Source organism: Aestuariivita sp., assembly GCF_049276915.1.
Classification (GTDB): domain Bacteria; phylum Pseudomonadota; class Alphaproteobacteria; order Rhodobacterales; family Rhodobacteraceae; genus Aestuariivita.
In genome coordinates this window covers 14414-29045 of record NZ_JBASXK010000032.1, presented here as the reverse complement: position 1 = coordinate 29045, position 14632 = coordinate 14414, and the positions used below count along the sequence as shown (strand labels likewise).

The following is a 14632-nucleotide window of genomic DNA, read 5'->3' as shown; positions in this document are numbered from 1 at the left end:
TGTCACGGCTTTCGGCCTGCATACGCATCCGGGCGCCGAAGGTCACACCGCCATCGGTTTCAGTCGACATGTCGAACTGGATACGCAGACGCGAGGTCAGCGTGGTGCTGCCATGGGCGCCATTGTTTGCTTCGTTGTAGTCCAGACCGAAACGGCCGTAACCGCTGATACGAACATCTGCTGCTGCCATCGACGCCGAAGCGACCAGGGCAGTAGTCAGGAAGAGAACCTTTTTCATAGTTTTTCCCTCGGTTTTCTATTCATACGCCCAAACCGGGGAATCCGGTCGGGTATGCCAAAGGGTTTCGCTCTTTCACTTCTTTGACGCAAGGCTCGGGTCAAAGCCCGGCAACAATGTGGCCCCGGATGGTGCAGCTTTGCCACAGTCACCAAACACAATGTTGTATACACATGTGTGCGCACATCTGTCGGAAGTTCATAAACCGCAGATGAAACCGCGGTTCAAGGCGGTTCCGCTGCAGCTTGGGAATCAGTAAAGGCTTGCTCAGCCATGTTGCCTTGTTTAGGACGTATACACGGCGATTTATTGGGATCGGATCCATGGTACTGTCTCACTTTGGCAAGCTTACATTGACGATTGCTCTGTGCACCGTCCTGGTCGGATGCGGTAACCGTGCGGTCGTCGGGCCCAACGCAACCGGGGCAAATCAACCGTTCGACCCGTCTGAAGGCACGCCGGGTGGCTTGGGCGAATCAACGACTGGGTCTTCTATCTGGGATATCTTCGGGCCAAACACCACTGACCAGACCGTTGCTGTGAACCGCTATCTTTGGAACGCCTCGCTGGAAGTGCTGAACTTCCTGCCAATTCAGTCGGTTGACCCGTTCACCGGCGTGATCGTGACCGGATACGGCAAACCGCCCGGCGGTGGACGCGAATATCGCGCGACCATTCATGTAACGGATCCCGCATTGGATGCGCGCGCGCTGCGTGTATCCTTGCAGTCGCGCAGCGGCCCTGTTGCCGCGGGTACTGCGCGCGCGGTCGAAGATGCGATCCTGGCGCGCGCACGCCAGATGCGCATTGCGGACAATCGCTTCTAGAAACCCTTGCAGTTTCACTCTAAGACAACGCCGGGTGCTTCACCCGGCTTTTTCAGTTTATGGACCAGAGACTATCATGGCGCGTTATACCCCCTCCGAGATCGAAGCCAAATGGCAGGAAGCCTGGGAGAAGTCAGAGGTTTTCAAAGCCGTACGCCGGGCGGAAAAGCCGAAATACTATGTGCTTGAGATGTTCCCGTATCCGTCGGGCCGGATCCATATCGGGCATGTGCGCAATTATACGATGGGTGATGTGATCGCGCGCTACAAGATGGCGACCGGGCATAACGTGCTGCATCCGATGGGTTTTGACGCCTTCGGGATGCCAGCCGAAAACGCGGCGATGGCGATTGGCGGCCACCCCAAGGATTGGACCTATCAGAACATCGCCGACATGGTCGCACAGATGAAGCCTCTGGGCTTTGGGCTGGACTGGTCGCGCATGTTTGCCACCTGTGATCCCGAGTATTACGGCCAGCAGCAGGCGCTGTTTCTGGATATGCTCAAGGCCGAGCTGGTCTATCGCAAGAACGCCGTGGTGAACTGGGATCCGGTCGACATGACGGTTCTGGCCAATGAACAGGTGATTGACGGCAAGGGCTGGCGTTCAGGTGCCGATGTCGAGCGGCGCGAACTCACACAGTGGTTCTTCAAGATTTCCGATATGGCCGAAGAGCTTCTGGATGCTCTGGATGGCCTGGATGACTGGCCCGCCAAGGTCAAACTCATGCAGGCCAACTGGATCGGCAAATCGCGTGGCCTTCAATTTGCCTTTTCGTTGATTGACGGGCCTGATGGCCACGACCGGGTCGAAGTCTATACAACCCGCCCCGACACGCTGCTGGGCGCGTCCTTTGTGGGTATTTCGCCCGATCACCCACTGGCCAAGCAACTGGAAAAGAACAATGCCGATCTGGCGGCTTTCAATGCCGAGTGCCGCAAGGGCGGCACCACCGAGGAAGCTTTGGAAAAGGCCGAGAAAAAGGGCTTTGACACCGGGCTGCGCGTGCGCCACCCGTTTGATACGGCCTGGGAGCTGCCGGTCTATGTCGCCAATTTCATCCTGATGGATTACGGCACGGGCGCGATCTTTGGCTGCCCGGCCCATGATCAGAGAGACCTGGATTTCGCAAACAATTACGGCCTGCCTGTCGTCTCTACCTATGTGCCCCAAGCGGGCGAGGACGGCTTTACCCGGCCCGAAGAGGGTGGCGAGGCCTATGTGCCGCCCAAGACCGAGAAAGTGCGTTACGTCAAAGGCTTCGCCGGCAAGGACATCCAGACAGGGGCGGAAGGCGTCGATAGCGCGATTGATTTCTGCGAGGCCAATGGCGTTGGTCAGGGCGTTACCAAATTCCGCCTGCGTGACTGGGGCCTGTCACGTCAGCGCTACTGGGGTTGCCCGATCCCGGTCGTCCATTGCGATGATTGCGGCGTGGTGCCCGAGAAGAAAGAAAATCTGCCCATCGCCCTGCCCTATGACGAAAACGGCACGCCGATCGATTTCACGATCCCCGGGAACCCGCTGGACCGTCACCCCACATGGCGCAACACCGACTGCCCGGCCTGTGGCAAGCCCGCGCTGCGCGAGACAGACACGATGGACACCTTTGTGGACAGTTCGTGGTACTTCGCGCGCTTTACCGCGCCTCATGCCGAGACGCCGACCAATATGGAAGACGCCGCGTACTGGATGAATGTGGACCAGTATATCGGCGGTATCGAACACGCGATTCTGCATCTGCTTTATTCGCGCTTCTTTGCCCGGGCGATGCATCTCACCGGACATCTGCCTGCCAGCGCATCCGAGCCGTTCGACGCTCTGTTCACGCAAGGCATGGTGACCCATGCGATCTATCAGACGACCGATGACAAGGGCCGCCCGGTCTATCACCTGCCGGAAGACGTCGACCTTGAGAGCCAGACCGTCCGGGCCACGGGCGAGGCGATTCAGATCATCCCCTCGGCCAAGATGTCGAAATCCAAGAAAAATGTCGTTGATCCGGTCAATATCATTGCCCAGTACGGTGCCGACACCGCCCGTTGGTTCGTTCTGAGCGACTCGCCCCCTGAACGCGATGTGGAATGGACTGCCGCCGGTGCCGAGGCCTCCTACAAGCACCTGTCGCGTGTCTGGTCGCTGTCGGACAAGATTGCCGAAATGGTACCCGACACGCCCGGTCAAGGTGACGAAGACCTGTTGCGTGCGATGCACAAGACCATTTTCGAAGTGACGCAAGGCATTGAATCCTTTGGCTTCAACGCCGCCATCGCGAAACTTTATGCGTTCACGAACACGCTGGCAAAATCTACTGCCGGACATGCCGTCAAACGCGCCTCCATCATGACGCTGGCGCAGTTGATGGCTCCGATGACCCCGCATCTGGCCGAAGATATCTGGGCCGCACAGGGTGGCTATGGCCTGATCGTCAACGCGCCCTGGCCCAAACCGGACGAGGCGTTCCTTGTCGAGGACACCATCACCCTGCCCATTCAGGTCAATGGGAAACGCCGGGGCGAGATTTCCGTTGCCAAGGACATGCCCGCTTCAGAGGTTGAAAAAGCCGCGCTGAAGGTAGACGCTGTGCAACGGGCGTTGGAGGGAGCCGCGCCCAAGAAAGTCATCGTAGTTCCGGGCCGCATCGTGAATGTTGTTGTTTGACCGCCGCACCCTGCTGATCCTGCCCTTCGCGCTGGCGGCCTGCGGGTTCACACCCGTCTATGCACCGGGCGGAAAAGGGGCGGCACTGCAGGGTCAGGTCATCGTGCAGGAACCCGCAGATCCAGAAAGCTATATTCTGGTTCAGGAACTTGAAACCCGTCTGGGCCGGGGCGGAAGCCGCTATGGATTGGGTTTTGATCTGGCGCTCGCAAGCGAGGCGCTGGGGGTTACGTCCACCGGAGACATCAACCGTTTCAATCTGGTTGGCCGCGTGAATTATGCGCTGAGCGATCTGACCACCGAAGAGGTGATCTGGACCGGGACGGTGAACAATTTCACCGGATATTCCGCAACCGGTGACACGGTGCAGACACTGGCCGCCGAACGCGATGCACGTGCGCGGCTCATGCGCATGCTTGCCGATCAGATCACAACGCAGCTTTTTGCGCAGGTGACGCTGCCGCCCTCATGAAACTTTCCGCCCGCGACGCTGCCAGCTATTTTCGCAAGCCCGATCCGGGCAAGGCAGGTCTGCTGATCTATGGCGCTGATCCCATGCGGATTGCCTTGAAGCGCACAGAAGTGATCAAGGCCCTGATCGGCGACAGCGGCGAAGAAGAGATGCGCCTGACGCGCATGCCCGCATCAGACCTGCGCAAGGATGCCGCCCCTTTGGTCGATGCGATCAAGGCCATCGGGTTTTTTCCCGGGCCGCGGGCCGCCTTTGTCGAGGATGCCAATGACCAGGCCTTGAACGCAATCGAGGCCGCCTTGCAGGATTGGCAGTCCGGCGACGCTCAGATCATCGTGACGGCCGGAGCGCTAAAGGCCACGTCAAAGCTGCGCAAACTGTTTGAAGGGCATGCCAACGCCTATGCCGTGGGTATCTATGACGACCCCCCAAGCCGGGATGAGATCGAGCGCATGCTGACGGATGCGGGTCTGCGCGGCGTGCCCCATGACAGCATGACCGCCCTGACCGATTACTCGCGCGCTTTGGGGCCCGGAGACTTTCGCCAGATGCTGGAAAAGGTGGCGCTTTACAAACTTGGCGATGACACACCCCTGTCAGTCGAGGATATCGAGGCGTCGGCCCCTGCCTCGACAGAAGCCGCTCTGGACGATGTCCTGAACGTGGTGGCGGAAGCGCGCGTGGGCGAGATTGGACCGGTCCTGCGCAAACTGCAGGCGCAGGGTACCAATGCAGTATCTTTGTGTATCGGGACGCTGCGCCATTTTCGCACGCTTCATGCCGTGGCCAGCGATCCCGGCGGACCGGGGGCCGGGATTGGCCGGGTGCGCCCGCCGATTTTCGGGCCGCGCCGGGACCGGGTCCTGCGACAGGCACAGGCCTGGGGCATGCACAGGCTGGAAGACGCTCTGGTGCTGATCACCGATACTGATCTACAACTCCGCTCGGCCGGGCAAAGCGCACCGGCCATGGCGCTGGCAGAGAGGATGCTGATCCGCCTTGCCATGCTGGGCCGCCGTCGCTGAACCACAACAAACAGAGAGAGACCATATAATGTACACAGTCGTTGGACGTATCCGCAGCCGCGCGTTCCGGGTCCTTTGGGCGCTTGAAGAACTGGGCGTGGAATACACCCATGCCGATCTGGCCCCCGGCAGCGATGAGGCCAAAGCCTATCATCCGTCGGGCAAAATCCCCGTGCTGATGGTGGGCGACGAGGCGCTGACGGATTCGGTCGCGATCATGACCTACCTGTCGGACAAACACGGAGGCCTTGGCTATCAAGCAGGTACCATCCAACGCGCGCGGCTGGATGCGATGCTGCACTATCTGAATGAAGATCTGGACGCCCTGCTGTGGCTGATCGCCAAGCACAGCTTTATCTTCCCCGAAGACGCGCGTGTGCCCGATGTGGTCGACCCGACCAAAGCCGAGGTCGCCCGGAATCTGGACGGGTTGGCTGACCGGATGCAGGGCGAATGGCTGATGGGCGATGAGTTTACCATCGCCGATATCCTGGCCGTGCATTGCCTTGGCTGGGCCTTTGGGATGGACATTCCCGTCACCAATGAAGCGGTCAAGGACTATGGCAAACGCGCCCGCGCCCGCGCCGCGTTCATCCAAGCCGGGAAGCAATAGCGCGCCCGGCCCAGCGCCCCGTGGCAAAGCAGGCGGTGAGAAGGTAACCGCCTGTCGGAGCCTCCCAGTCCAGCATTTCCCCGACGCAGTAGACCCCGGGAAGATCGCGCAGCATCAGAGCTTCATCCAGCGCGGCAAAGGGCACTCCGCCTGCTGTCGAAATCGCACCATCCATGTCGCCAAGTCCCCGATGCGGGACGGGCAACGCCTTGATCTTTTCGGCAAGCGCCACCGGTTCCTGCGGCAAGGGGCGGGCGAATTCATTCAACAGGGCGATGCGCGCAGCTCCCAACTTGAGGCGCTTGCGCAGATGGTTTGCGAGGCTCGTCTTGCCACGCGCAGCGCTCAGCCGCTCGACAACCTGCGCCACAGTCAGGTCCGGGATCAGATCAACGTTCAGAGCCGCGCCCTCGCGCACTGCTTTGCTGATTGCATAGATCCCGCTGCCCTCCAGCCCATTGGCCGAGATCACCGCCTCGCCGCGGGTGCGCGCCGCACCGGCCTGAAAGGCCACGGCCTTGAGGGGGTGCCCCATCACCGATTGCATATGCGTGGACCAGTCGATCCGCACTCCGGCATTGGCCGGTTGAAACGGGGCCAGTTGAATGCCTTGCGCACTGAGCAGATCAGCCCATGCCCCGTCCGATCCAAGCCGCGCCCAGCTTGCGCCGCCCAGCGCCAGAACAGTCGCCTGGGCCAGGAGCCTGCGCGGACCCTGCGGCGTGTCAAACGACAGCGCGCCATCCTCCCAGCCTGTCCAGCGCCAGGCTGTGCGGGTCTCAACCCCCAGGCCTTCCAGTCGCGCAAGCCAGGCACGCAACAGAGGCGACGCTTTCATGACCTCGGGAAACACGCGCCCGGTGCTGCCAGTGAACAAGGGTTGACCCAGATCGCGCGCCCAGTTCATCACCTCAGCCGGACCAAAGGCCTCAAGAATCGGGCGCAGAGGGTCGGCGGCACCGTCATACGCGCTCAGGAACGGACCGAATGCCTCGTCCTTGGTCAGGTTCAGCCCGGATTTGCCCGCCATCAGGAACTTGCGACCCAGAGATAGCTTGGCATCCACCACGACCACCTTCAACCCGGCGCGCGCCAGTTCCTCGGCGGCCATCAGGCCTGCCGGGCCTCCTCCGATGACGACAACGCTCATGCCTTGGCCATGGGCCATCCGCCTTTGATCTCGACCACGCGCTGCGGATAGGGGATTTCGATATTGTGCTCCTTGAGAGCGTTCCAGACCAGAAAAAGCACATCCGAAGTGAACTTGTTGGGGCCATCGTCAAGCCCGCTCACCCAAAACTCCACGGCGAATTCGACGCCGCTGTCGCCAAAGGCGCGCAACTCGCAATCCGGTGGAAACGGTTCACTCAGGACGCCGGGATGCGTTGCAACGGCGGCCTCGACGATCGCGGGTACCAGATTGATATCGGTGTCATAGCTGACCGAAAACGGGGCCTCATAGCGATTGGCCGACCCCTGATCGGAATAGTTCACCACCCGCGTGATGATGAAATCCTCGTTCGGAACGACAAGCCAGCGGCCATCAAAGCTCTCGAGTATGATTGCGCGGGCCGTCAGGCGAATGATTGTGCCGGCTTCACCGCCGTCAAGCTCGACATAATCCCCCACCGTCGCCTGCCCTTCCAGCAACAGGATGATGCCCGAGACGTAATTGGAGGCGATCTTTTGCAGACCAAAACCAAGCCCCACACCAATCGCACCGGTCAGCACCGCGATCGAGGTCAGCGGAATGCCCATGATGTTGAGAAAGATCAAACCCGCAACGCTGAAGATCGCGATCTCGGCTGCCTTTTCCGCCAGTTGCCGTGTGGCAGGGCGCATATCGGCTTGTCGTTTGATCAGGTTGGCGGATTGATCATTCGACCACCGCCCAAGCCAAAAGATCAGCCCACCGACAATGGCAAAGCGTACAGTGTCTTCCAGATCAAAGGACAGATTGCCCAAAGGCACGACCACGCCATCCAGCCACAGGCGAACCGCCTCCAGCAGGCCCAGTGCATAAAGCGCAGCAACAGGCATGAAAACGAAGCGTCCCAACAGCCCCAGAAACGGATCGGTGATGATGTCACGCACAAGCGCACGCACCGCGATAAAGAGAAACACGCGTTTGCCAAATGCAATCACGGCACCGGATTCAAACATCGAGCGGACGACGCTTTCGCCAATCGCGGTAAAGCCAAAGGCCAGCAAAGGCAGCACCAGCGGCAACATCTGGCAGAAAAAGCCGCGCGTTTTGGAAATCAGCGTGTCGCTGCCTTCTTCCGGGGTCAGCAGTCGCGTCAAACCGGGGCGCAGGCGTCGGGTCACCAGAACGGCCAGCACCCAGGCGGCAATCAACAGTGCAAACTGCGACCAGGCTGCGGGGCTTACAAACCAGTCCTTGGCCAGTTCCCAGACCTGTAAGCCATAGCTGGCTGCTTGCCGGACGATTTCCGGCTGCGTCGCGAGATCAAATTCCATACCCAAGCCCCTCTTGAAACACCGCCCGCAGGCCGCATGTTCTTGCACCGATGACGCAGAACACTCAAGAGACCGATCCAAACTGTCCCTTATGCGGCAGGCCGATCCCACCCGGCGTGCCCCAAAGCCTTCACCACCTGATCCCCAAGCTGAAAGGCGGAAAGAACGGACCGACGGTCCTGTTGCATCACATCTGCCACCGGGAGATCCATGCCACGCTCAGCGAGGCGGACCTTGCACGTTCCTTCAATACGATCGAGGCCCTGAGACTGCACCCGCGACTCGCCAAGTTTGTCAGTTGGGTGTCCAGACGCCCGCCGGGGTTTCAGTCAAAAATCCCCGGTAAACGACGCAGAGGTTGAGCCGGATCAAGGCGGTTCTCCAACTGCCGCGCTATAGTGGTGCCTTGCAAGCAAGGAGGCCTGCCATGACAATGACATACGCTGAGTACCCCGAAGATGCCTTGGTTGAAATTCGCTTGGATGGACGTGTAACGCGCGAGGATTACGAGGCCTGTATCGACAAGATGCAGAGCTTTATAGACACGCATGGCACGGTGAAAATGGTCGAGATCATCGACAGTTTCAGCGGGTTTGATCCTTCGGTCATCTGGGACGGGATGAAGTTCGACATGCGCAACATCAAGCATTTCAGCCATGTTGCCGTGGTCTCGGATTTGGGATGGGTGAGCCCGGCGGCCAAGGCCGCAGGTGCCTTCATTTCAACCAAGCTGCGCATGTTTGACCTTGCGCATCTGGAAGACGCGCGCGCCTGGCTGCGCAACCCCGATCAGGACTGACACATCGCCTTGATCGCGCGGGCAAATTCGGGTTCTGCGGCCAATGCGTCGGCTGCGATCTCGCGTGCCGTATCCAGCAGAAGTTCGGGCGCGACGATCCGGTCGATCAGTCCGAAGCCCAGCGCCTCTTCGGCGGTCAGCTTCTGGCCACCCACCAGCATCAGCTTTGCCCGCGCAGGGCCAAGCAGATCGCGCAAACGACCGGGATCGGATGGCTGCGGCAGAAAGCCAAGTTTCATCACCGGATAAAAGAACTTTGACGTGGGCACCGAGATACGCAGATCGCAGGCCAGAGCCATTCCCATCGCTCCGCCTGCCAGCGTCCCGTTCAAAGCCGCGATACTCAGCCCCGGCAAGGCTGCGATATTGGCCGAGAGCCGCTCCCAGACATCAGAAACGGCAAGCCCGGCACGCGCCTCTTCCAGATCGGCACCGGCGCTGAAAACCTTGCCTTCACCGGTCAGGATCAGGCATTGGGCTGCGACGGCGGCCTCGGCGATATCGGCCAGTTCACTCAGCATCTTGTGCGTAAGGGAATTGGCCTTGTCAGGCCGGTTGATGCGCGCGATCCAGAGGTCGCCGTCTTTCTCGAGCTGGATCATACGAGGCCCACCCGTGCGCGTATCGCCTGATCGCGCAACGAGATTTCCTCGCCTACAAAGGCGTCAGCATCGGCACTGCACATCCACAAAAGTGCCCGTGCAGGCCAGTCCGCCGGGATGTGATCGGACCACTCAAGCTGGCTGATCGGGTTGACGCCCGAAGCCTTGATCTCGCGCTGCATCTGGGTTGCCACGGTGCCCGGCGACAGCCCCATGGCACGGATGCCGTTGCTGCGTTCTTCCTTGTCCAGACAGCGCGTCAGCATCGCGGCCCCGGCTTTCGAGGCGCAATAATGGCTCCAGGCCTCAACCGGACCATGGGCGGCACCCGAGCTTACGGTCAGCACAGTGCCGCCACCGGCCTGTTGCATCACGGGCAGGGCCGCATGCATGCCATAGAAAACGCCCTTGAGGTTGATGTCGATCACATGGCCCCACGCCTCGGGGTCGGCCTTGCCCATATGGGCGATCGGCTCGACCACGCCTGCGTTGTTGATCAGGATATCCAGACCGCCAAACCGCTTGGTACAGGCCGAAACGGCCGCCTGCATATCCTCGTACCGGCTGACATCGCCGCTGATGGCCAGTGCGGCGTCTCCGATCTCGGCCACCAGTGCGTCAAGGCTATCGGTGCTGCGCGCCATAAGCCCCACATTTGCCCCTGCTGCGGCAAATACCCGTGCTGCCTCGGCACCGATTCCCCGGCTGGCCCCGGTTATCAGCACTGTTTTCCCTGAAACGGTCATGGTCTTTCCTCATTTCTGTTCTGGCCTGCATATGGCCTGTTCTGGCCAGAGTGGTAATCCGCATCCCTGTCCAAGGTCCAGCCCTTGGCCCTTGACCTTATCAGCTCTAGGCAAGACGATGTGCGGTGAATCCATTGGAAAGGGTATTGAGATGATTTCCGGTTTTTCGCGCGGATCGGCCGCCGTTTTACTCTGTGCCTTTGGGGCAGGCGCAGCTCAGGCCGATGTCTCGGCCCAGGATGTGTGGTCTGATTGGCGCGCCTATATGGAAGGCACGGGCTATGTGGTCTCGGGGACCGAGCAGATGTCAGGCAACACCCTGACCGTAAGCAACACCCTCATGTCCGCGGAGATGGAAGAAGACAATGTCGCGTTCGAACTGCGCATGGGCGATCTGTCATTTACAGAAAACGCAGATGGCACGGTGTCTATCGCGTTTCCACCCGAGATGCCGTTTGTCGTGTCCGGGATCACCGAAGACGGCGAGCCATTCGAGGCGACCATCACTTACAGCCATACCGGGTTCAGCATGGTGGCTGGAGGTGATCCGGATGACATGACTTATAACTACACCGCCTCATCCGTGGACCTGAACCTGACCGATGTCGTCGTGGATGGTGCTCCGATTGGCCGTGATATCGCTGCCTTCAATCTGTCGATTCTGAACCTCATTGGCTCGACCGAAGTCACCGGAGGCGATGTGCGCAGCTATGCGCAAAAACTGCAGGCCAGCGAGATCAGCTATGATGTGGCTATCAACGATCCTGAAACCGACGGCCAGCTTCTTCTGAATGCCAGCTCGGAGGGGCTGTCATTGGACAGCGTAACCGATCTTCCGGGCGCTCTGGATCCTGAAAACATGGCTGCGATGATCGAGGCCGGGTTCAGCGCGAACGGTGTCATCTCGCTTGGAGCGGGCAACAGCAGCTTCAGCTTTAAGGATGAGGTCGACACCTTCAGTTATGAAGGATCCTCGGATGGCGGATCCATGGGCTTTCAGCTGGGAGCCGAGGGTCTTGGCTATGAGATCGAACAGAACAACGTCGCCATGAACGTCGCCGGCTCGGGTATCCCGCTGCCTGTTTCGGTCAACTTCAACACACTGGTTTTCGATCTCTTGATCCCGATCATGCAATCGGATGACCCGCAGGCATTCGGGCTGACCATTGGACTGAGTGATTTCACCATGTCCGATCTGATCTGGGGCATTTTCGACCCTACCGGGCAGCTGCCCCGAGACCCTGCGACGATCCTGCTGGCTGTCAGTGGACAGATGAAGGTTCTGGCCAATATTCTTGACCCGATGGTCGCAGCCCAGATGGAAGACGGCCCGCCTCCGGGTGAGCTGCAAGAGCTGACGATCGAAGGCCTCGAAGTCAGCGTTGCCGGTGCAAGCCTCACGGGCACTGGCGATTTCAGCTTTGACAACACCGATACGGTCACCTTCGACGGCATCCCCCGCCCCATCGGCGGGCTTGAGTTGCAACTGGTCGGCGGCAACGGCCTTCTGGACAAGCTGGTTGCAATGGGCCTGTTGCCGCAGGAACAGGCAGGTGGTGCGCGGATGATGATGGGCCTGTTTGCCGTTCCCGGCGATGCTCCGGACACGCTGAACTCACGTCTTGAAATCAACGAGCAGGGTCACATTCTGGCCAACGGGCAGCGCATCCAGTAAACTCGCAAGTATTCGCATCAGGAGCCGCTCTTTCAGGGCGGCTCCTTTTTTGCCCGGCACCTTGCATGCGGCGACAGGCAGGGCTACCTCCCAGACTATACAAGTGAACGGAGCAATTGCATGGCGCAGACCCTGTCGGACATTACCCAAGCGCTTCTCGCGGCTGCCCGCAAAGCCGGGGCGGATACGGCAGACGCCATTGCGGTGCGCGACACCTCGGTGAACATCGACGTGCGCGAAGGCGCGCTGGAACAGGCAGAACGCTCGGAAGGCCTGGATGTTGGCCTGCGCGTGCTGATCGGTCAGCGTCAGGCGAATGTTTCGGCCTCAGACACCAGTGCGACCACGCTCCAGACAATGGCCGAACGGGCCGTTGCCATGGCCCGTGAAGCCCCTGAAGATCCATACCTTGGTCTGGCTGACCCTGATCAACTGGCGCAGAACTGGGACATCAACAGGTTTGAGCTGTGTGATCCCACGCCGGAACCAAACCCCGCCACATTGCAAGAGGACGCCTTGGCCGCCGAGGCCGCAGCCGCAGCCATCCCGGGCGTCACTCAGGTCCAATCCTCAAGCGCGGCCTATGGTGGTGCCGAAGTGCACCTTGCTGCAACCAATGGGTTTTCAGGCGGCTACCAGCGCACCAGCCGGTCGATCTCCTGCGTTGCCATTGCCGGCACAGGCACCGGGATGGAACGCGATTACGACGGGGATATGCGCATCTTTCAATCCGACCTGCGCGATCCGGCCGAAATTGGACGCATCGCAGGCGAACGCGCGGTGCAGCGGGTGGGCGCGCGCAAACCAAAGACCGGCACTTACCCCGTGCTTTTTGATGAACGTATCTCATCAAGCCTTGTGGGGCACCTGCTTGCGGCGATCAACGGCGGCTCTGTCGCGCGCGGATCCTCGTGGCTGCGCGATGCGATGGGCACCCAGGTGCTGCCAAAGGGGCTGTCCCTTACCGAAGATCCGCACCGCCCGCGCGTCACCGGCAGTCGCCCGTTTGACGCAGAAGGACTGCCTACAACACGCCGGGATATCGTTGCGGATGGCGTCTTGCAAAGCTGGACACTGGATCTGGGCACTGCGCGCAAGCTGGGGCTTTCCTCGACCGGAAACGCAGCGCGCAGCACCTCGGGACCACCTTCGCCCAGCCCGTGGAACATCGCTCTGGACCAAGGTACGGCAAGCCGCGAAGATTTGTTGCGAGACATGGGAACCGGGTTGCTGGTCACATCCATGATCGGCTCGACCATCAACCCGACAACGGGCGATTACTCGCGCGGGGCATCGGGCTTTTGGGTCCAGAACGGGCAGATCAGCCATCCGGTCAATGAATGCACGATCGCAGGCAACCTGCGCGACATGCTGCTGCGCATCATCCCGGCCAATGACGCGCGCGGCTATCTGTCCCGCGTTGTGCCGTCGCTGCTGATCGAAGGGATGACCCTTGCCGGAGAGTGATCTCGACCTTCTCATCGACGCCGCCCGGGAAGCCGGCCGCATCGCCACAAGCTTTAACGGACCTGACGCCCAAAGCTGGGACAAGCCAGGCGGCGCAGGCCCGGTGACCGAAGCCGATCTGGCCGTCAACGCCATGCTGGAAGCCGAACTGCAGCGCGCGCGCCCGGATTATGGCTGGCTGTCCGAGGAAACCGAGGACACAACCGACCGCCTGAATCGCGAGGCGGTGTTCATCATCGACCCGATCGACGGCACCCGAAGCTTTGCCAAGGGCTCGCGCACCTGGGCCCATTCGCTTGCGATCGCCCATGATGGCATTGTGACGGCGGCGGTGATCTTTCTGCCCCAACGCGATCTTCTCTACACTGCGCAGGCTGGCAAGGGAGCCAGTCTGAATGGCGCGCCGCTGACACCGGGTCTGCGCACCGATCTGGCCGGAGCCGACATTCTGACCAACCGCTCATCAATGGATGCGCATCATTGGGACGGCATCGCCCCCGAGTTCAAACGAGCACACCGCCCCTCTCTGGCCTATCGCATGGCTCTTGTGGCACAGGGCCGATACGATGGCATGCTGACCGTCTTTCCCGCCTGGGAATGGGACATTGCTGCAGGCGATCTGATCCTGCGCGAAGCGGGGGCTGCAGTGACCGACAAATCCGGCGCGCCCTTGCGGTTCAACAATGCCGACCCACGCTCGGACGGGGTTGTTGCAGGCTCCCGTGCGATTCACGGGGCAATGGTATCCAGATTGCGCGCGGGTTGACCCGAAAGGGCGTTCGCGTAGGTTGCGCCCAGCCCAAGAGACGTTTCCATGCAGGAGAAGCCCATGGTCCAGCGATTGCACTTGGTTTTTGGCGGAGCGCTTCCCGCGCCTTCGATGAAAACCCTCATGTCTGCAGCGCAGGCTGCGTCGACGTCGCTTGCCCGGCCTGTGGTGGGCAAGCGACCCAAGCGCCGCGTGATTGAACAAATGAATGGGTCGCCAGTCACACACCCCTTCTTGTCAGAAGAACGGGCGTAGC

15 protein-coding genes are annotated in these 14632 nt (G+C 60.6%); 10 read left to right on the top strand and 5 right to left on the bottom strand.

The genetic code is table 11. The features are described from left to right. Nucleotides 1-238: porin (locus WAO69_RS03335; protein ID WP_422176628.1), on the bottom strand; the 238-nt coding region annotated here is incomplete at its 3' end. Between the two features lie 323 nt (nt 239-561). Between WAO69_RS03335 and WAO69_RS03330 the strand changes: the two genes are divergently transcribed. The 5 genes from WAO69_RS03330 (at nt 562) to WAO69_RS03310 (ending at nt 5837) form a co-directional block, all read left to right on the top strand. After that, nucleotides 562-1065 (top strand): DUF3576 domain-containing protein, encoded by a 504-nt coding sequence (locus WAO69_RS03330; RefSeq protein WP_422176627.1) that lies wholly within the window; start codon nt 562-564, stop codon nt 1063-1065. Nucleotides 1066-1141: 76 nt separating this feature from the next. Further along, a complete protein-coding gene (gene leuS, locus WAO69_RS03325; RefSeq protein ID WP_422176626.1) occupies nt 1142-3727 on the top strand; it encodes a leucine--tRNA ligase in 2586 nt (861 codons plus the stop codon). Continuing rightward, on the top strand, nt 3714-4199 hold the full coding sequence (gene lptE / locus WAO69_RS03320; protein ID WP_422176625.1) for an LPS assembly lipoprotein LptE: 486 nt from the start codon (nt 3714-3716) through the stop codon (nt 4197-4199). Before leuS ends, lptE begins: the two co-directional genes overlap by 14 nt. Then, nucleotides 4196-5224, top strand: coding sequence for a DNA polymerase III subunit delta (gene holA, locus WAO69_RS03315; RefSeq protein WP_422176624.1), 1029 nt, complete (start codon nt 4196-4198; stop codon nt 5222-5224). Before lptE ends, holA begins: the two co-directional genes overlap by 4 nt. Before the next feature lie 28 nt (nt 5225-5252). Then, nucleotides 5253-5837 (top strand): glutathione S-transferase family protein, encoded by a 585-nt coding sequence (locus WAO69_RS03310; protein ID WP_422176623.1) that lies wholly within the window; start codon nt 5253-5255, stop codon nt 5835-5837. On the opposite strand, the gene WAO69_RS03305 is transcribed toward WAO69_RS03310, so the two are convergent. Beyond that, nucleotides 5815-7005 carry a TIGR03862 family flavoprotein gene (locus WAO69_RS03305; protein WP_422176622.1) on the bottom strand — a complete coding sequence of 397 codons (1191 nt, stop codon included), beginning with the start codon at nt 7003-7005 and terminating at the stop codon, nt 5815-5817. The two genes, WAO69_RS03310 and WAO69_RS03305, sit on opposite strands and share 23 nt — an antisense overlap. Next, nucleotides 6984-8318 carry a mechanosensitive ion channel family protein gene (locus tag WAO69_RS03300; RefSeq protein ID WP_422176621.1) on the bottom strand — a complete coding sequence of 445 codons (1335 nt, stop codon included), beginning with the start codon at nt 8316-8318 and terminating at the stop codon, nt 6984-6986. The genes WAO69_RS03305 and WAO69_RS03300 overlap by 22 nt, the downstream gene beginning before the upstream one ends. 50 nt (nt 8319-8368) lie before the next feature. On the opposite strand from WAO69_RS03300, the gene WAO69_RS03295 reads away from it, so the two are divergent. Continuing rightward, nucleotides 8369-8680 carry an HNH endonuclease gene (locus tag WAO69_RS03295; RefSeq protein ID WP_422176620.1) on the top strand — a complete coding sequence of 104 codons (312 nt, stop codon included), beginning with the start codon at nt 8369-8371 and terminating at the stop codon, nt 8678-8680. Nucleotides 8681-8745: 65 nt separating this feature from the next. Further along, nucleotides 8746-9117 (top strand): STAS/SEC14 domain-containing protein, encoded by a 372-nt coding sequence (locus WAO69_RS03290; RefSeq protein WP_422176619.1) that lies wholly within the window; start codon nt 8746-8748, stop codon nt 9115-9117. Here WAO69_RS03290 and WAO69_RS03285 read toward each other — a convergent pair. After that, nucleotides 9108-9719 carry an enoyl-CoA hydratase/isomerase family protein gene (locus WAO69_RS03285; protein ID WP_422176618.1) on the bottom strand — a complete coding sequence of 204 codons (612 nt, stop codon included), beginning with the start codon at nt 9717-9719 and terminating at the stop codon, nt 9108-9110. The two genes, WAO69_RS03290 and WAO69_RS03285, sit on opposite strands and share 10 nt — an antisense overlap. Continuing rightward, nucleotides 9716-10465: an SDR family oxidoreductase gene (locus WAO69_RS03280; protein ID WP_422176617.1), complete on the bottom strand. Its 750-nt coding sequence runs from the start codon at nt 10463-10465 to the stop codon at nt 9716-9718. The genes WAO69_RS03285 and WAO69_RS03280 overlap by 4 nt, the downstream gene beginning before the upstream one ends. A 151-nt stretch (nt 10466-10616) precedes the next feature. Here WAO69_RS03280 and WAO69_RS03275 point away from each other — a divergent pair, with 151 nt between their 5' ends. The 3 genes from WAO69_RS03275 to WAO69_RS03265 all read left to right on the top strand — a co-directional run bounded on the left by WAO69_RS03275 (nt 10617) and on the right by WAO69_RS03265 (nt 14373). Continuing rightward, on the top strand, nt 10617-12140 hold the full coding sequence (locus tag WAO69_RS03275; RefSeq protein WP_422176616.1) for a DUF2125 domain-containing protein: 1524 nt from the start codon (nt 10617-10619) through the stop codon (nt 12138-12140). Between the two features lie 120 nt (nt 12141-12260). After that, nucleotides 12261-13607, top strand: a complete 1347-nt coding sequence (locus WAO69_RS03270) for a TldD/PmbA family protein (RefSeq protein ID WP_422176615.1) — start codon at nt 12261-12263, stop codon at nt 13605-13607. Beyond that, nucleotides 13594-14373, top strand: a complete 780-nt coding sequence (locus WAO69_RS03265) for an inositol monophosphatase family protein (RefSeq protein ID WP_422176614.1) — start codon at nt 13594-13596, stop codon at nt 14371-14373. Before WAO69_RS03270 ends, WAO69_RS03265 begins: the two co-directional genes overlap by 14 nt. Nucleotides 14374-14632 lie beyond the last annotated feature (259 nt).